Consider the following 19,396-nt stretch of genomic DNA (forward strand, 5'->3'; position numbering starts at 1 on the left):
TCGTGTTATTAAAAGCAGAAGGAATACAGAAAAAATTTGATGATACGGTGGTACTAAAAGATATCTCTCTATCCGTAAATGAGGGCGAAGTTGTTGCGATTATAGGACCTTCTGGTTCGGGAAAATCCACCTTACTTCGTTGTTTAACTCAGTTAGAACGAGCAGATGCAGGAAATATTGAAATCTGCGATAAAACGCTAATGAGCATTGAACATGGGAAAGTAAAGTTTGCAGATAATGATACCTTACATAAAATCATTATGGAAGTTGGCTTAGTATTTCAAAACTTTAATCTATTTCCACATTATTCGGTAATGAAAAATATTACCCATCCATTAATGAAAGTGTTAAAGATGGATAAAGATTCCGCTGAAACGAAAGCAAAAGAATTACTTTTAAAGTTGAATCTAACAGAGCGTGCAAATGCATATCCTTGTGAATTATCCGGAGGACAACAGCAGCGAGTAGCTATTGCTAGAGCACTTGCTCTAAACCCTAGAATTTTATTCTTTGACGAACCAACATCAGCACTAGATCCAGAATTAACTGGCGAAGTTTTAAAGGTAATGAAGGACTTAGCAAAAGACAATTGGACCATGGTGATTGTAACCCATGAGATGGCATTTGCAAAAGATGTTGCTGACCGAGTAGTCTTTATGGATGGTGGGGTTGTTGTGGAAGAAGGAACCCCAGAAGAAGTATTTTCAAATACAGTGAATCAAAGAACGAAGGATTTCTTACAGCGCTATCATAATGATATTTGGGAGAATTAAATATAAAATTCGCAGTATAGTATAGATTTTGAAACTGCGATATTTGACTTAATAAGAAGTTTTTAAAGATTAAAATGAGAGAAAGTATGCTATCTATTTACGTTAAGTGTAATTGGATATCATACTTTCTTTTCATTATAAGCTCATTATGTTATATTTAAAATATGTAGTAACAGTTTAGTTAACATAAAGGAACGGTGAGAAAAAGTGAAATTTCTACATTTATCCGATTTGCATATCGGTAAAAGAGTAAATGAGTTTTCAATGATTGAAGATCAAACATATATATTGGAACAAATATTAACGATTGTTGATGACAAAAAACCAGATGCAGTCATTATTGCTGGTGATGTATATGATAAATCCATGCCTACCATTGAAGGGGTAACATTATTTAACGATTTTTTGTCAAAGTTATATAAAAGAAATTTATCAATTTTTATTGTAAGCGGAAATCATGATTCTGCAGAACGATTGAATTTTGGAAATCAAATTTTAAAAGATAGTAAGGTGTATATCGGAGGAACTTTTGATGGTGTTTTAACTAAGGTGTCATTAGAGGACTCTTACGGACCAGTGAACTTTTATCTATTACCATTTATAAAACCTGCGAATGTAAGCGTATATTATGATGAAGTTGAGAGTTATCATGATGCTGTATATACCGTAATCGATAAAAGTAAAATTGATATAAATAATAGAAACATTTTAGTTGCACATCAATTTGTGACAAGCGCTGGAGTGTCTCCAGAACGTTGTGATTCGGAACAGATTTCTCTTGGGGGACTTGATAATGTCGATGTGTCAGCCTTTGCGGCGTTTGATTATGTGGCATTAGGACACATACATAGAGCTCAAAAGATTGGAAGTGACATGATACGATATGCGGGCTCTCCTCTTAAATATTCTTTTTCCGAGGCAAATCATAACAAATCAGTTACCTTAGTAACGATAAATACAAAAGACGATTTAAGTTATGAATTAGTTCCGTTAAGACCAATGAGGGATATGCGAATTATTAAAGGTCCGATTGAGAAACTAATTGACCCTCTATATTATAGTGAGGGAAACACCAGTGATTATATTCACGCAACCATTACAAATGAAGAAGAAATCTATGATGCAATTGGACAACTTCGAAGAGTCTATCCCAATATTATGAAGTTAGAGTTTGAAAATAGCAAGACAAGGAAAAATGACGAGGCAAGAACCTCTGCTCAGACGATTTCCAATAAAAATCCATTGGAGTTATTTGAAGAGTTTTATGAAAATCAGAATAACGTACCTATGACAGAAGAACAAAGAAATATAATGAAGGAATTATTTATAGAAAAGGAGATGGGCCAATGAAACCAATTGAATTAACAATGAGTGCCTTTGGACCATTTGGTGATGAGGTTAACGTTCCTTTTCATGAGCTAGGAACCCATGGCTTATTCTTAATCAGTGGTGATACTGGGGCAGGGAAAACAACAATTTTTGATGCAATTTCTTTTGCACTATTTGGAAATGCAAGTGGTGAAAATCGTACGAGTGATTCCTTTCGAAGCGATTATGCAAAAGGTGATATTAAGACTTTTGTAACACTAACATTTCTTCATAAAGGAAAGGAATATAAAATTACAAGAAATCCTACCTATCAAAGACCAAAGAAAGTTGGAGAAGGAACAACAGAGGAAAAAGCAAATGCTACCTTATATTTACCAGATGGGAATGTAGTTACTGGTGCTAGTACTGTTACAAGTAAGGTAATAGAATTGCTTGGAGTTGATTGGGCACAGTTTAAACAAATTGCAATGATTGCTCAAGGTGAGTTTATGAAACTTTTAACCGCAGATAGTAAAGAGAGAGGCCCAATTTTAAGAAAGGTTTTTGGCACATCAATTTATGATCAAGTACAACGTAAAGTTAAGAGTATGGCAATTGAACTTGGAAATCAGTGCAAAACTATTGATAAGAGTATTGTTCAGTATTTAGAAGGTATTCTTTGTGATGAAAATAATAGCAATTATGAGCGCATTACAAGCTTTAAAGAAGCAAAAGATAAAGATATTCACCAGACAAGTATTATAATGGAACTTTTAGTTGCTATTTTAGAAGAAGATAAACAGCAATACGAAAAATTAATAGAAGAAAAAGGCCAGTTAAATGAAGTTATAACGAAGCTTATCAAGGAATATCAAGATGCGGTACAAGTAAACCGTTTCTTAGATGAAATAGAAGAGGTTAAGGAACAACAAAATATTTTATTAAAACGTTCTAGTGAAATCTCAGAAAAAGAGCAAAAGATACAATTAGCTAAAAAAGCTTTATATACGGTAAAACCAAGTTATGATAATTTACAAAGAGTATTGGTGGAGCTAAATCAGTTAGAAAAAATAATATCTGATCAACAAATAAAAGAACAAGAACTTGATAAAAAGCATGCATTACTAAAAGAAGCAAAAGAAAAAACAGAAGATTATCCAGAACAGATGAGAGAACTTTCAATAGCAATAACAAAATTGCAAGAGGAAGTAACAAAGTGGGAACAATCCATTGTACTTACAAAGCAATTAAGTGAAGCAAAAAACAATATTGTTTTGTTAGAGAAAAATGAAGTACAGTTGTTAATGCGCAAGGAACAATTGCAAAAAGAGCAAACAGAAGCAATGGAGGCAGGAAAAGAATATCAGCGACTCCAAACAAAGCTCTTTGAAATAAAGGAAGAGAAAAGTAGATTAGAGCAATTCTTAAAGCAATTGAAATCAATTTATGAAGAAATGAAAGTAATTGAGAATGAAGAATCACGACAAAAAGAACTTGATGAAATTTATTCAAAAAAGGAAGCAGAATACTCTAAGTTATATAAAAGCTTTCATGAAGCAGAGCTTTTATATTACCGCGGACAAGCTGGAATTCTTGCTACACAGTTATCTGAGAATGAGCCTTGCCCTGTTTGTGGTTCTCTTCATCATCCTAAGAAAGCAATACAGCTGGAAGGAATTTTAAGCAAAGATAAGCTTGAGGAATTTAAAGCAGAAGTTGAGAAAACAAATCAAGAATTAGCGGAATGCTTAGGTGAGTGTAGACAACAAAGAAATAAGATTACCTACCTATTAGAAAATGTAGAAAGTAGTTTGGATGAAATTCTGCCAAATCATACGAAAGAAAATAGTAAAGAGCTTGTAATACAAGCCTTTAATGAGTACAAATCACAGTATGGACAAGTTATAAATTCTATGAGTGAAGTTGTAGAAGATTTAAAAGTCAAAGAAAAAGCTCAGGAAAACTTAAGTAATATTGTAAATGAACTAAAGCTTTTAGAGGAAAGAATTCAGACGGACAAAGAAAAAGTTCAAGGAGTTCGATCAATCATTACATCCAAAGAAGCAAGTTTAGAAATGATACAAAATGATTTGCAAACCAAATCACTAGAAGAAGCAAAGGATGCGTATCAAAGGAAGCAAAGGTCTTATAGCCATATGCAAAAAGAGCGCAATGATGCAGTAGAGGCATTTACTGCGTGCGATAATGAGTGGATACGTTTAAATTCTGTTTTAAAAGAAAACATAAAAAAGCAGATAGAATTATCAAATAGACAAAAAGAATCAGAACAATCGTTTCATATAAGCTTAGAAAAAGCTTCGTTCCAGTCAATCAATGATTTTCAAACAGTTTTAATGAGCGAAGAAGAAATTGAAACTTTAACGGAAGAGGTAGTAAATTATCAAAGAAGTTGCCAAAGTATAATAGAACGTTTGAATTATCTTGAAAATGTAACGAAAGATAAGAGTAAGATTGACGTTTCTTCTTATTTAATAGAGCAAGAGAAATTACAAGAAAAACGTAAGCAATGTGATGACAAAATTCAAGAAATCTATTACCGAATTCAAAATAATGAAGCGATTTATAATAATACGATGAAGCGTTATAAAGAGCAGGAACAAGTGAGAGCTTCTTATTTACAAGTGAACGATTTAGCAAATACAGCCAATGGTGAATTGCGTGGGAAAGCGAAACTACCATTTGAACAATATGTACAGGCATTTTATTTTAATCAAGTAATCGCAGAAGCAAATAAAAGATTGTATCATATGACAAATAGTCAATATGAACTTCGAAGAAAGGAAGATGCAAGCAATTACCGTGTGGTATCCGGACTTGAACTAGAGGTTATGGATTACTATACTGGTAAAACCAGATCAGTAATGTCTCTTTCTGGTGGTGAATCTTTTAAAGCATCCCTGTCCTTGGCTCTTGGATTATCTGATGTGATTCAAAGTTTTGCTGGAGGCATTGAACTTGATACTATGTTTATAGATGAAGGTTTTGGATCACTTGATGGTAATTCGCTAGATCAGGCAATTGAGACTTTAATATCACTCTCACATGGCAATCGACTTGTAGGAATCATATCCCATGTTAGTGAATTGAAGGAGAGAATTGAGAAGCAAATATTATTAACGAAAAGTATGGAGGGAAGTAAGATTAAGGTTAAATAATTTTGATTTATTAGGGTTAGTTATAGGTGGATGCAAAAAGGTATTGTAGATTTTTATAAAGCAAAAGATGGCTATCGTAAAGTAGTGTTTCATATTTGTATATACTTTGAGTTTCTTATTCAAAAGCAAGAAAAACAAAGAATATCATATGAAACAGGCTGTTTTACGATAGCCATTCTTTTAAGTTGAATTACATATAGCTTATCAGAAGTTGTTTTTTAACGTCTAAGAAGCGTGCTTATCAAATACTGTTTTTTACTTCTGATAAAAGGCGCGCAGTTTGCATCGCAATCTAATGATAGGAAGTTGTATTCTAACTTTTTAGAACAAGCTTAATTACTATTGTTTTGGTGAGCGAATGATTGGCTGTATTTGTACACCATCAAGAGCATTCTCCAAAGTAGGTATTACTAAATCAATATGAGAAACCATCGAAGTAGGTTTATTCTGATAACTATCTTGACCAAATGGAACAAAATATAGGTATTTTAGATTCATAAGGGAGCCTACATTTTTTAAATTAATTCCAAGGGCATCATTGGTTGAGAGAAATATAACTAATGGTTTACCATTTCTAATATGTCCTTTTGCAGCCATTAATACAGGTGTGTCTGTGATACCATTTGCTAATTTTGCTAAGGAATTACCAGTGCAAGGAGCAATAATAAGGATATCTATTTTATTTTTAGGACCTAGGGGTTCTGCATCTTCTATCGTAAGTATTGGATCATTTCCAGTGAGTTCAGTGATTGTTTTCATAAAATCACTAGCCTTACCAAATCTACTATTAATGTGTTGTGAATTGAAAGAGAATATTGGAATAACATTTGCTCCTTCTGCTTTTATCTGTTTTATTTGCTCGATAACGGCATCAAATGTACAAAAGGAGCCAGTAAGAGCAACTCCAACATTTAAACCTTTAATTGTCATGAAATCACGTTCTTTCCTATTCTACCGAGGAGGTGTCACCAATGATGTTTAGGATAGCGGAATTAAGAATTTCAGCTGAGGTTTTCGCTGCATATTTACCAGGGAGACCAAGACAAAGAGAAGCATTTATCTTCATCTGTTTACAATAATTAAAATTAGTTCCACCTGGGCTTGATGCAATATCAATGATTGTTACATCCTTTTTTACATGACTTAATAAGGACTCATCTAAAATCATTGAAGGAATACTATTAAAAATAAATTGAAAATTATCCAGTCCTTTTGACAACATTGAAATTGGTAGGGCATGATATCCATAGGCATCTGCATAAGCAAGTGCTTCTTCATTTCTAGCGCCAATGGTAACAGAGGCATTTAATCCTTTTAGTTTATCTGCAAGAATTTTTGCACATCGACCAAAGCCAAGTACTAGGCACTCAGAGCCATGAAGATTAATAGGACTTCTTGTAATCGCTTCTACAATACTTCCTTCTGCAGTAGCTATTGCATTTGCAATGCTTACGGACTCCATCTGCATGAAATCATAAAAAGGAACATTTCTCATTTTCAATTCGTCCCGAATTCCTTTACTAAAACTTCCGCCAAATACTTGATGAAAGGAGTTAAGCTCTGAAAGAAAATTTTCAATGCTTAAATCACACTCTGTGTCATTGGAGAAAATAGTTTTTTGATCTCTTGAGAATGGAATTGGGGTAATTATTGTGTTGCTAAAATTCATTGCTTCTTTTAAGGATGTTGCATGATATACGTGCTCCGTTAAATCGTTTAATGGAAGCCCATATACTGCTATGAGAAAACCCTTAGAAAGTAATTGCTGTACCATGTAATACTGTCTTAAATCGCCACCGATAAACGATAATTTTAAAACATGAGACATTTTGGTACCTCCTTCTTCTATAATATATGAGGAACTACACAGGTGGTGCTAAGCCATATGTTAATTTGTTAGGGAACTTTTAAACGGACTTAGGACCATATGTATCTATATAATGTGTATGCTTTACTTTCAGGTTATAATCATATATAATTCATTTTAATTAATGGAATCATATGGAAATTAAAAAGTAACAGACATTAAAATAGGGGATAATAAATTGACATAACTGTATAGGGGATATTACTGAGAAATGGAGACGATTTAATATGAGAATCTTGATTGTAGAGGATGATAAAGAGCTAAGCGAGGCAATGAGTCATCAATTAGAAAAAGAAGGATATGAAATCGATTCATGTTATAGTGGAGATGAAGCTATTAATCATGTAAGCAAAAATATACACGATATTATTATACTTGATCGTATGTTACCTGAAATGGATGGTCGAACCATTACTGAAAAAATCAGAAAGCAAGGGGTTACAATACCAATTATTATGGTGACTGCCTTAAATGGTATTTATGATCGGATTGATGGTTTAGATGCTGGCGCAGATGATTACTTAGTAAAACCCTTTGCGATGGAAGAATTATTGGCAAGAATCCGTGCGTTATTGCGAAGACCTAGGACAATAGAGCAAATAGAAATTTTAAAGTTTGTAGACTTAGAATTTGATGTCATTAAAAAAACATTATGCGTTGGAGATAAAGAGATGACTCTATCAAAAAAGGAAGGCGCATTACTTGAATATTTTATTAGAAATCAAGCTCAGATTATAACGAGAGAACAAATTCTATCTAGGGTTTGGGGAAATGATGATGTAGAGGATGGAAACATTGACAATTATATTCATTTTTTACGCAGAAGATTAAGTTCTGCAAAAAGTAAAGCAAAAATAAAGACCGTCTATGGGATTGGTTATCGTCTAGAAGAAGTTGTCGAGGGGCACCATGGAGACTAAGATGTACATAAAAATAAATAGGAAGCTAAGGCTTATCTATACTATAATGGCGGGAGGCATATTAACGACAGTAATGTTTATTGTATTCTTCCTTTCCGAAAACCAACTAAAAATGAGTCAAAGAGAAACCTTTCGGAATAACGTATACACCATTGCTGTAAAACTTCAATCGGAAAATACAATAACAAATACGTGGTTATCTGCAACAGAGTCTAAAAATAATATGGTTATATATATTGAAGACGATGGGAAAGCGTTAAGGCCTCATGGAACTTGGATTTTAGAGGATACCAGAAAGGAATTAGTAAATATAGCGAGGGAAAAGGCAAAAATAGATGGCTTAGATATTAGTATACCTCCGGTTTCCTACAGAGATCTAAAGACAAATTATTATAATATTGTTAGTAAAGACGGTATGAAGTTTTATTCAGCAGTTATTTTGATACCAAAAGGAAATGGCTTTCGTAGCGCTATTTTATTTCAATATTTTAATCGACCATTATATGTTTTAATACGCCAAATACTCATATATGTAGGCATAGATGTTTTCGGTATTTTAGCTTTTTATTTGGTTAGTAAAGTATTAATAGATAGAACTTTATATCCGGTAGAGGAAAGCAGAAGGAAACAAACTGAATTTATAGCAGCTGCTTCCCATGAGCTAAAATCTCCATTAGCAGTAATTCGAACCAGTGCCTCAGCCATCCTTAAAATTCCTGAAAAAGCTTCTAAATATACAAATAATATTGAAAATGAATGTATGCGTATGGCCAGATTAATCGATGACTTATTAATCTTATCATCTACAGATGCAAAACAGTGGTCGTTAAAATCTAGTACAATAGAACTTGACACAATGCTAATTGATATATTTGAAGGGTATGAACAAATTTGTAAAACAAAAGGTATTACCTTAGAAATTGTATTACCGGATGAAGTAATTCCTAAGATATATGGTGATTCTGTAAGACTAAGACAGGTTTTAATGATATTACTGGATAATGCATTGGGACATTCACAAACAAAAGATAAATTAACTCTGAAAGCTTACACTAAAAGAAATTATATTTATATTGAAGTAATAGATTATGGAATCGGTATTAAGGACGAAGAGAAAGAACATATTTTTGATCGATTTTATCGTATGGATAATTCCAGGAATGATAAAGAACATTTTGGACTTGGTCTTAGTATTGCAAAGGAATTAGTGATGTTACATGGTGGTACATTAACGATTGATGATACGGAAGGTGGAGGAAGTACTTTTATTATAAAACTTCCAATACCAAATGGAATGGCATAGTATGGCTTCGCCTTGCCCCTCTCAACGCAAAAAACGGACAATCGGCTTCACGCTGATTGTCCGTTTTTTGTTGTCGCATTCCGCTTGTCGTCTTCCTATTTTGCATGTTCTTTGTTACTTTTTATTCGGGGTAAGCTAAATCAAATAATGTTTTTTAATTCTGTGAAAAAACTGTGAAATTATTACTTTCCCTATTTTTACAGATTTTTTAGAGAATTGATTGATATTATGATTATGATGAATCAGATTAACATCTTAAATGGCATAATAACAGGTGTTTTTACATTTAGTAATCATCAACGTAGTTCTGAAATTATGAAAATGGAGGATGGAAGTGAATGAATACGAAAAAAAAGTTTAAGAGATTAATAGCACTACTACTAATGATGATTGTTGTTATATCAAGTTTACTTGGATGTAAAAACTCCGAAGAGGCCAATGGAAGACAAAAAAGTAAAGCGATGGGAAGATACGTAGAGGAAGAACTTCTATTGTCGGACGACTATAAAAATAGTGAAATAATAAATCTTATAAAGAATGCAAATGGTGATCTTGAAGTCTTTCTTTTCGCTTATGAAAAAAATACATATTTTAAATTAATTAGGAATGAGACAGGAAATTGGGTAGAAGAGGAACAAACATGGCTAAGTAAGATTAAAGTTAATGATAGTAGTTGGATATCAAGTGTTATCCGTGGAGAAGATGGAATCTATTATGCCCTCGTTCGAGTGTATGATGGCATGAATGGTAGTAACTTAATATTTAAATGTCAAGCTGAGAATGGAGATCCTAAAAAAATCAATATTCCTGCTTTGGAGAAAGAAAGCGATTTCGGTGGATTTGTTAGTAAACCTATTATTAATAATATGGGTGTTCTTAAGAACGGAGATATTATTGCATATGATGCAATTGCAAGACAAATTAGTTTGTTTTCTCAGGAAACAGGAGAAAGTCTAAAACAATATCATAGTATAGCTCCGTTTACACAAAAAGAGAATACTTTATGGGCTGCAAAGTCGGAAGATAAGACGATAGTTTGTTATTCCGATGTTGAAAATGAAATACCAGCCGAAAATAATGTTATTGATGGAAAGCTAGCTGTTACAGACAAAGCAATCTATGTATTAAATAAAGAAGGAGTACATCGTTTAGAAAACAATGGTACGATATGGCAAACGATTGTGGATGGCGGTCTCTCTTCTTTATCGATTCCACAGACAGAATTTATAAGTTTAGAAATCGTTGAGAAAGAAAAGGAAGAATATTTTGTTTTGTTACAAGATTCCAATCAAATTATGAAAGTTTATCGTTACTATTTCGATGAATCAGTACCGGCTGTACCTGAAGAAGAGTTTACAATTTATTCTTTATATGAAAATAGTACAATCAGACAAGCCATTAATGTATTTCAAAAGGCGAATAGTGATGTAAAGGTTAATTACCAAGTTGCATTAGATGAAGAAAGTTCTACAACGATAAATGATACAATCCGAGCTCTTAACACAGAATTATTAGGTGGAAAAGGTGCTGATATCTTAGTTCTTGATGGTCTGCCATTAAGTTCGTTAAAAGAAAAGGGGATTCTTGCAGATATTACGGATGTGGTATCACCATTTATTGATGATGGAACATTGATTCAATCGATTGCATCAAGCTTTTATGAAAATGGTAAAACTTATGTATTACCAGCAAGGTTTCAGGCACTATTCTATTATGGTGAGGAGAAGGTAATAGATGCTTTAGAAAGTTTAGATACTCTAGCACAATATATGAATGATAACCCAGAGGAAAAGGTATTTTCAGAATTGAATTATAGTCAAATAGCAAGTACATTCTTTTTACTAAATTACAATAAATTAATAGATACGAAGGAACAAATGAGTAAAGAAACCTTCATTCAGTTCCTAAGCAATCTTAGTATTGTAAGTAAAAATAGCGGGTCTAAAGATTTTATAGATTCAATAGGTAGCAATATATTACAGGAAGGACTTGTAAAATTTGATAGTAGGAGTATGTTACAAGATCTGGAAATGCTAAGTGGAGATACGAAAGCTGGTATTATGCAAATAAGATCAGTTAACGATTTAGTAATGCCAGTAGATACCATAAGAAAAATGAAGTTTTCTTATACTGATATTAATGATCTTTTTATACCAAGTCTAACTGTAGGTTTAAATTCGGCGTGTAAACAAAAAGATTTAGCAAAGGAGTTTTTAAAAACGTTGATATCAGATGAAGTACAAAAAGCTGTATTAGGAGATGGATTACCTGTAAATCAGAAAATGCTTACTGAATTGGGGAAAATGGATTATAGCAATAGTGCGATTTCTATTTATGTTGGTCAGGAAATTACCTCAATAGAATATCCAAAAACAGAGGAGATAGAAGAAGTGTTTGAACGGTCAAAACAATTAACAACGCCTTTGATATATAATAAGTTATTAATTGATGGAATTATTGATAATATAACAAAATATCTAAATGGAGATACTTCTATTGATCAAGCAACTCAGGATACACTTAATTTACTTAATACGTACCTTTCAGAATAAATTAGCGATAAACTTACAAAGATAAAGGGTGGGGATTATGGAAAAGAAAATGAAAATAAAATTATTACCATTTATTTTAGTAGTATTAGTAACACTAGTCAATATACCAGCTTGTAGTAAAGTGGACGAAATGAATGGAAGCAAATCTATGGGAAGGTATGTAGAAGAGGAAATCAAGATACCAGAGAAATATTATAGATATTATACAATCAATATGGTTAAAAATTTGAATGATACTATAGAAGTTTTTATGACAGATAATAAAAAATATATAAAGTTAACATTAAATGAGGACGGTCAGTGGGAGGCTAAAGAACAACCATGGCTTGCTAAAATAAAAACTGAGAACCTAACCTATGTAATGCAAGTTATACTTGGTGAAGATGGTTTTTATTATGCACTTATATATGATTATATTGATGGAAAAGATAATACTTTTTATATATACCAATGTAATACAGAGGATGCTGATCCAGTCCAAATAAATGTCCCTTATTTTGTAACACCATATGAAGCTAGACCAAATTTTATCACTACACCGATTATTAGCTCGTTTGGAGTTTCTAAGGATGGTAATATTATTGTCAACGATGCATTCAAAAATAAATTATTATATATTTCAAAGGATACCGGTGAGATTCTTGCTGAATTTGATAATGATGAGCCATTCGTAATAAAAGGAAATGAAATTTGGGCAACAAATCCTGATGACAAAGCTGTTACACATTACTCTAGTGCAGAAAAGAAAATGGAAATAGATAGTAACGTAATAGGCGGTAAAATAGTAGTTACAGACAATGCTTTTTATATATTAAATGATAAGGGGATTCATCGTTTAGAGAAAGATGGAACTCTATTACAGACCGTTGTTGATGGCGCCTTAACATCAATTTCCAATCCAAGAAATACATTTACTAGTTTTTATGTTAGTGAAAAGGAGAAAGAAGAGTATTATGTTCTGGGGAATGACGGTCAAAACCAATGGATTTATCATTACTATTTTGATGAGACGATTCCGTCAGTACCCGAAAATCAAATAACCGTGTATTCCTTATATGAGAATGGAACGATACGACAGGGTATTAATGTATTCCAAAAAAATAATAGGGATGTCAAAGTAAATTATATTGTGGCCATGGAAGAAGAAAACTCAGCTACAATCAGCGATATCATTCGCGCACTGAATACAGAGCTTATTACAGGTGAAGGGGCAGATATATTAGTACTAGATGGACTTCCGATAAACCAGCTAAAAGAAAAGGGAGTACTAGAAGATATTAGTGATATTATAAATCCCATGATAGAGTATAGAACATTAATTTCAAACATTGTTGAAGATTTTTATGAGAATGATAGATCAATGTATGTCGTTCCAGTTCGATTTCAAGCGCCATTCTTTTATGGTAGTGCGGAAGTGCTTGATGCATTAAGCAGCATGGATGAATTAGTGCAGTACATAAATAAGAATCCTGATAAAAGAGTCATATCTCCCCTTACTTATGAGCAACTTGCTACTACATTCTTTCAACTAAATTACGATAATTTAGTGAATAAGGATGGAGGGATGGACAAAGATGCACTAATTTCATTTTTGGAGAATCTAGAAGTAGTAAGTAATAATATAGGAGCTACTGATGAATTATATAGGGCAAGTACTGAAATATATAAAGGCATGATAAGGCTTGATAATGCCTTTGAATTTCAAGAACCTGAAATCTTAGAAGAAACAACCGAAGCTGGAATTTTACAATTAAGAAGTGGTGTGAATTATATTAGGCCGGCTTATGTAATTCGTGAGAAAGAACTTACTTATCAAAGTATAAATAATCAGTTTGTACCATCGGTATTAATTGGATTAAATAAAGCTAGTAAAAATAAAGAATTATCAAAAGATTTTATGAAATTATTGTTTACGAAGGAGATACAAGATTCGATATTTGATGATGGCTTTCCAGTAAATGAAAATGTTTTTATGAAATGGATGGTCGAATATAATTTTGCAGGTAGACAAACGTATATACAACTGACTTCTGGTATTAAAATTATAGATTATCCTAGTTCAAAAGAAGTTATAGAAATTTTGAGTAAAGTAAAGCGGCTTGATACACCGATTATCTATAATAAATTATTAAGCGAGGGCATTGCTGAGAATATAGTTAGATATTTGGAGGGGAGTGCAACGGCAGAGCAAGTAGCACAAGAGATGCAAAACTTCTTTAATACATATCTTTCTGAGTAAAAAAGGCCTTACTCATTTAATGAAAGGAGAAGAGGATTTTGAGTAGTAAAGGTAAGCATAAATTGTTTTATGTTAAAAAAAGAGAACAAATACTTGGATATATATTTTTAGCGCCAAGTTTTATAGGAGTTAGTATTTTCGTGTTGATTCCGTTTTTAGATGTAGTAAGGCGATCCTTTAGCGAGGTAATGACTACAAAATTCGTTGGGCTAAAAAACTATATGACAATATTTACGAATCAAGCATTTTATAAAGCAATGAGTAACACGCTGCATTTTATATTAACTTGTATTCCTCTACTACTTATTGTTTCTTTGCTGCTATCATTACTTATATTTACAATACCAGCTTTTAAAACTGTATTTAAAACTACGTATTTGATACCAATGGCAATACCCGCAGGATCGATTGTTCTATTATGGAAGATATTTTTTCATAACAATGGATTACTTAATCGTATCATTGATTCTTTTGGAGAAAATACAATAGATTTCATTAATTCTGATCGGGCGTTTTATTTATTAGTTTTTACATATTTATGGAAGAATGTCGGTTATGATATGGTGTTGTGGATTGCTGGTTTAAATGGAATACCAGCAGAGCAATATGAGGCTGCAAGTATCGACGGAGCAGGTGCAATAAAAAGATTTATTTATATAACACTTCCTAATTTGCTTCCGACACTATTTATTATAACGGTCCTTTCCTTAATCAATTCTTTTAAAGTATTTCGAGAAGCTTATTTAATTGCAGGTGATTACCCTCATGAAAGCATATATATGTTGCAACATTTATTCAATAATTGGTTTATCGCACTTGATATACAAAAAATGAGTGCAGCAGCAGTAATTGTTGCAATTGTAATGAGCGTCTTTATTATTATACTTCAAAAAGTAACAAAGCAAGAAGAGGGGTAGAAAGGTATGGGGTTATGAAGAAAAGAATAAGGTTTATTACTTATTTTATATTAGCCTTGGCGGCATTACTTATATGGATTCCTCTTTGGATGATGGTAACGGGTTCGTTTACAGATGCAACTGAAATGGGTGAAAACATTGGTTCTGTATTAGGTTTAGGGGGAGGGCTTGCCACCTTTCCTATTCTTCCTTCTTATCCTACGCTACAACCATATATTGAGTTATTATTAGATTCTCCTAAGTTTTTTGTGATGTTTTGGAATTCCTGTTTTCAGGTAATACCTACTATTTTAGGACAATTACTAGTGGGGGTTCCAGCAGCTTGGAGTTTTGCTAGATTTACGTTTAAAGGTAAGAGAATCTTATTTATTTTATATATTATATTAATGATTATGCCATTTCAGGTAACGATGGTTTCTAGCTATCTTGTATTAAATAAATTTAAAATCATGGATTCACATTTAGCAATTATTTTACCAGGAATTTTTTCAACCTTTCCGGTATTTATTATGGTTAAATTTTTCAAAGCAATTCCAGAGGAACTTATTGAGGCAGCAAAACTGGATGGGGCAGGGGATTTTAATACGTTTATAAAAATTGGAATTCCACTTGGAAATTCAGGAATTATATCTGCGGTGGTTCTTTCTTATCTTGAAAATTGGAATGCAATCGAACAGCCACTGACGTTTCTTAGAGATAAATCTAAGTGGCCCTTATCGTTATATTTACCTCAGATTTCAGCGGACCGGGTGGGAGTTGCCTTTGTTGCATCTGTCATAATGATGTTACCTGCATTACTTATTTTTTTGAGTGGTCAAACTTATTTGGAACAAGGAATTGTTGCATCAGGAATTAAACAGTAAGAGAATAAGGAGAAGCGTTATGGAATCGAATCACATAAAGAATGCGGAAAATGAGAAAAGAATTCAAAAGACAGGGATAAAAATAATAATACTCTTTTTTGTGGCTATGTTTTTTCTAACGATTCTTTCAAGAGTTGCAGACTCCTTAACAATACCTGTTGTAACGGTGGGAAAAGCAGGGAAAGAAACGCTAGAATTTAAGATTGAAGGTACTGGAACGTTAGTTTCTGATGAAAATACATACATTAAAGTTCCAGAGGGAGTAAAAATTGATCGAGTAAAGGTAAAATCAGGGCAGGCCGTAATTATGGGAGAAACTCTTGCAACCTATGATATGGAATATTTACAAGAGCTGATTGATAATGCAACAGAAGATTTAGAATCAAGTAAAAGGATCTATGAAACCCAAATTCTAAACAATAAACTAACCAAGGATCCTATAGAGTCTGCAAACGAGGGAGTAATAGAAGCAGAAAATAACAAAGAAAAAGCGAAAGCAGAGCTTGCCAAAGCAAAGGTGAAGTATGAAAAGGCGATAAAAAAAATCGAAGAGAACTTAACGAAGGAGCAAAAAGACGAATATGATAAGGCGTTAAAACTTTTAAATGATGCTGATGAAACCTATAGTAATATACTAAAAGAGTGTGAAACAAGTATTGAAAACGCAGAGGAGTCATTAGAAGAATTAAAACAGTTAAAAGAAAGTGAAGTAAAAACAGCTACGCAAAATTTAGAAGATGCTAAGTTTTCATTAGAGCAGTTAGTTGGCGATTATAATAATATGATTACGGCTTTAAATAACTATCAAGACAGTGTAAAAGTTTATAATATAGAGTCAATGCAAAAAAATTTAGCACAGCTAATGATTGCATATTTTGGATATGCCGAATTTATTGAATTAACTGAAAACGCAGATGAAGAAAATGCAAATACGGATAAGTTTACAAGTATTTTAATGGCTGCAAGTAACTATGAAGGTGCTGTGAGTTCAAATGATTCGGAAAGAGAAGTAAAATGCTATTTAGTATTGAAGAAAGAAGTAACGGATATTTATCAAGTCAGTGATTCTGAAAAATATAAGGCGGAACAGGCAGTAGAACGTTTGACGGAAAAACTAAATGATACTAAGGTAAATTATGATAAAAAAATTGCAAAACAACAAGAGGAAATAATTAATTTAAAAGCTGAAAATGATAAAAAAATTGAGAAAGCTCAAGAAAATGTAAAAGAACAAACAAAGCATTATAAAGAAATTTTGAATAAAGTTTATGAAGATGAAGAAGGCATAGAAAATATTACAAAGATATATGACCAAGCGAAAGAGGTATATGAAGCAGCAGACGATGCCTTAACTGCGGCGAAGGATAATTTAAAAACTGCAAAGAATAATGATATATATCTTGATCGTATCAATGAACTAAATTTAGAGAACCTACGTTATACCATGGAACGTAAGCAAAAAAAATTAGAGGAATTGCAAAAGATTTATGATTTTGGTGGTAAATTAAATGCACCAAAAGATGGGGTCATTGATGAACTTGGTATTATGGAGCATTCTAAAACAACGGGAGAGGAAAAAGTAAGTATTTCATCAAAAGATTGTCATTTTCAAGGAGAATTATCGGAAGAAGCAATTGATTACATTACAGAAGGAAACACGATGACTTGTATGTTAAATTCAGAAAAAAAGGAATTAACGCTGACTGTAACTAGGATTTGGTATGATAGAGCTACGAATAAAAATCTCTTTACCGCTTCCTTACCAGAGGGTGAATATACACCAGGTCATTCGGGTAAATTTTATACAACAAAAAAGTCTGGCACCTATGATACATGTGTACCAATAGAGGCAATCCGACGAGATTTTGATGGCAATAACTATATTTTAACCGTAATTGATAAGTCAAGTATTCTCGGCGATAATAAAACAGTCTTTCGTATGAATGTAAATGTTATTAATTCAGATTATAAGATGGCTGCGATTCAAGATGCGATCTCCAAAGATACAATAATTATTACTGGTAGTAATAATATGATTGAGGAAGGAGATAGGGTACGTGTCAAATGAATATATTGAGATTATTGAAAAAGCAAAATTAGATAAGGTAGATTTAAAGAATTCGGGTATAAACAAGCTTAAATTAAAAAAGTTAAGTTTAAATGAAACAGATTTAAATAAGTCAATTTTAAAAAGAATATCTTTAAGAAAAATATCCTTAAAAAAGCTGTTTTTATTTATAATTGCAATTATATTACTTGTACTAAATTTAAATACATTTTTAAACCTCAGATCACAGTTTAATACAATCAGTGTACGTATTCATGATAAAGGTATTACACGAAATCAATTAATAAATATAATTGAGAATGAGCAAAAAAAAGAAGACAGTAAATTTACAGAGATTAATTCCTTTGGAATTTTAGAACGTCAAACGGTGTATGAGTCTGAATTTAATCGTAAGAAAAGTGTCACCTTGTACTATGTTTTTGGATTTATGGAGCAGGTGCTGCCAATGAAGCTTATTCATGGTACTTTACCATCCATGGAAGACACTTATGGTTGTGTAATTGATATAAAAACTGCACTTTCTCTGTTTGGAAATGTGAACGTTCTTGGATTACCTATTAAGTGGGAGGAAAGAACGTATTATATACGCGGTATTGTATCCAATACATTTCCTGTTTTTATGTTTCAATCGAAAGAGGAAGATGATATCTTTTGGAATTTTGAATTAAAATATAAAGAGCAAGAAACAGCAAGAGAATTAACGAGTCAGTTTATGAATATGTTTTCTACAGATTATACGATTATTGAAGGAGGCTATATTGTTAGACTGCTAGGCAATATTGTAGGCTTACCGTATTTATCGATAATAGTATATGGTATTTATTATGTCTTGAGTTTTTTAAAAAAACATAAAAATAATCTCTCATTAAAAGAAACTAGTAGAGCAAACGTATTAAAATATTTTGGTATATGTATTTCTTGTTCCATTGCAGTTTTTTATTTCTTTCTTTATTATGTTCGAACTTTTATATACATACCAAGACGGTTTATACCTACAAGATGGTCAGATTTCTCTCATTGGGCGACGATTATAAACAATTTCAAACAGCATTATAATGAGATTGTATCAATCATGCCGATTAAAAAAGATACCGTATTATTAGAAGGTGTTACTTTTAATATAGGTATTTCAATCGTTAGCGTTATGTCTCTCCTGCTAATTTATTTTGCATACCGAAACAAATATGAGGCATAAGAATGAGCTGTAGTAAATTAAGACGATTGTTCTTACATATCTTATATAATATAATGGCACGAGGGGAAGTAGTACCTCTAAGAAATAACCGTCTCTTAAGTTAAGGGGCGGATATTTTAACGTCAAATTGCGAATCATTTTTCAGTTATTTTTCAGTTATAATAGATTTAGCAAAAGATTTAGAGTTATGATAAATGGAAAATCCTACACTCGAA

Annotated in this window: 13 protein-coding genes; 11 read left to right on the plus strand and 2 right to left on the minus strand. The window is 32.3% G+C overall.

Annotated features, from left to right (window positions below; translation table 11 throughout):
- The first annotated feature begins 2 nt into the window (after positions 1–2).
- The 3 genes from BN4220_RS10855 to BN4220_RS10865 all read left to right on the plus strand — a co-directional run bounded on the left by BN4220_RS10855 (position 3) and on the right by BN4220_RS10865 (position 5,257).
- Complete coding sequence (locus BN4220_RS10855) at positions 3–773, plus strand: amino acid ABC transporter ATP-binding protein (protein WP_066715989.1); 771 nt, start codon at positions 3–5, stop codon at positions 771–773.
- A gap of 207 nt (positions 774–980) precedes the next feature.
- Entirely contained in the window at positions 981–2,123 is a 1,143-nt protein-coding gene (locus tag BN4220_RS10860; protein WP_066715991.1) for an exonuclease SbcCD subunit D, read from the plus strand.
- Positions 2,120–5,257, plus strand: a complete 3,138-nt coding sequence (locus tag BN4220_RS10865; protein ID WP_066715993.1) for an AAA family ATPase — start codon at positions 2,120–2,122, stop codon at positions 5,255–5,257. Before BN4220_RS10860 ends, BN4220_RS10865 begins: the two co-directional genes overlap by 4 nt.
- A gap of 339 nt (positions 5,258–5,596) precedes the next feature.
- On the opposite strand, the gene BN4220_RS10870 is transcribed toward BN4220_RS10865, so the two are convergent.
- On the minus strand, positions 5,597–6,187 hold the full coding sequence (locus tag BN4220_RS10870; protein WP_066715994.1) for a dipicolinate synthase subunit B: 591 nt from the start codon (positions 6,185–6,187) through the stop codon (positions 5,597–5,599).
- A 16-nt stretch (positions 6,188–6,203) separates the two neighbouring features.
- Complete coding sequence (dpsA, locus tag BN4220_RS10875; protein WP_066715996.1) at positions 6,204–7,085, minus strand: dipicolinate synthase subunit DpsA; 882 nt, start codon at positions 7,083–7,085, stop codon at positions 6,204–6,206.
- Positions 7,086–7,351: 266 nt separating this feature from the next.
- Between dpsA and BN4220_RS10880 the strand changes: the two genes are divergently transcribed.
- The 8 genes from BN4220_RS10880 to BN4220_RS10915 all read left to right on the plus strand — a co-directional run bounded on the left by BN4220_RS10880 (position 7,352) and on the right by BN4220_RS10915 (position 19,181).
- Positions 7,352–8,044: a response regulator transcription factor gene (locus BN4220_RS10880; RefSeq protein WP_066715998.1), complete on the plus strand. Its 693-nt coding sequence runs from the start codon at positions 7,352–7,354 to the stop codon at positions 8,042–8,044.
- 1 nt (position 8,045) lies between these two features.
- Positions 8,046–9,347: a sensor histidine kinase gene (locus tag BN4220_RS10885; protein WP_066716000.1), complete on the plus strand. Its 1,302-nt coding sequence runs from the start codon at positions 8,046–8,048 to the stop codon at positions 9,345–9,347.
- 338 nt (positions 9,348–9,685) lie between these two features.
- Positions 9,686–11,899, plus strand: coding sequence for an extracellular solute-binding protein (locus BN4220_RS10890; protein ID WP_066716001.1), 2,214 nt, complete (start codon positions 9,686–9,688; stop codon positions 11,897–11,899).
- 37 nt (positions 11,900–11,936) lie between these two features.
- Entirely contained in the window at positions 11,937–14,138 is a 2,202-nt protein-coding gene (locus BN4220_RS10895; RefSeq protein ID WP_066716002.1) for an ABC transporter substrate-binding protein, read from the plus strand.
- 38 nt (positions 14,139–14,176) lie between these two features.
- Positions 14,177–15,055 carry a carbohydrate ABC transporter permease gene (locus tag BN4220_RS10900; RefSeq protein WP_066716004.1) on the plus strand — a complete coding sequence of 293 codons (879 nt, stop codon included), beginning with the start codon at positions 14,177–14,179 and terminating at the stop codon, positions 15,053–15,055.
- 14 nt (positions 15,056–15,069) lie between these two features.
- Positions 15,070–15,918 (plus strand): carbohydrate ABC transporter permease, encoded by an 849-nt coding sequence (locus tag BN4220_RS10905; protein WP_066716006.1) that lies wholly within the window; start codon positions 15,070–15,072, stop codon positions 15,916–15,918.
- A 19-nt stretch (positions 15,919–15,937) separates the two neighbouring features.
- Positions 15,938–17,986 (plus strand): hypothetical protein, encoded by a 2,049-nt coding sequence (locus BN4220_RS10910; RefSeq protein WP_066716008.1) that lies wholly within the window; start codon positions 15,938–15,940, stop codon positions 17,984–17,986.
- A complete protein-coding gene (locus tag BN4220_RS10915) occupies positions 17,976–19,181 on the plus strand; it encodes an ABC transporter permease (protein ID WP_066716010.1) in 1,206 nt (401 codons plus the stop codon). Before BN4220_RS10910 ends, BN4220_RS10915 begins: the two co-directional genes overlap by 11 nt.
- Positions 19,182–19,396 lie beyond the last annotated feature (215 nt).

The sequence above is a fragment of the Clostridium sp. Marseille-P299 genome (genome assembly GCF_900078195.1).
GTDB lineage: Bacteria > Bacillota > Clostridia > Lachnospirales > Lachnospiraceae > Lachnoclostridium.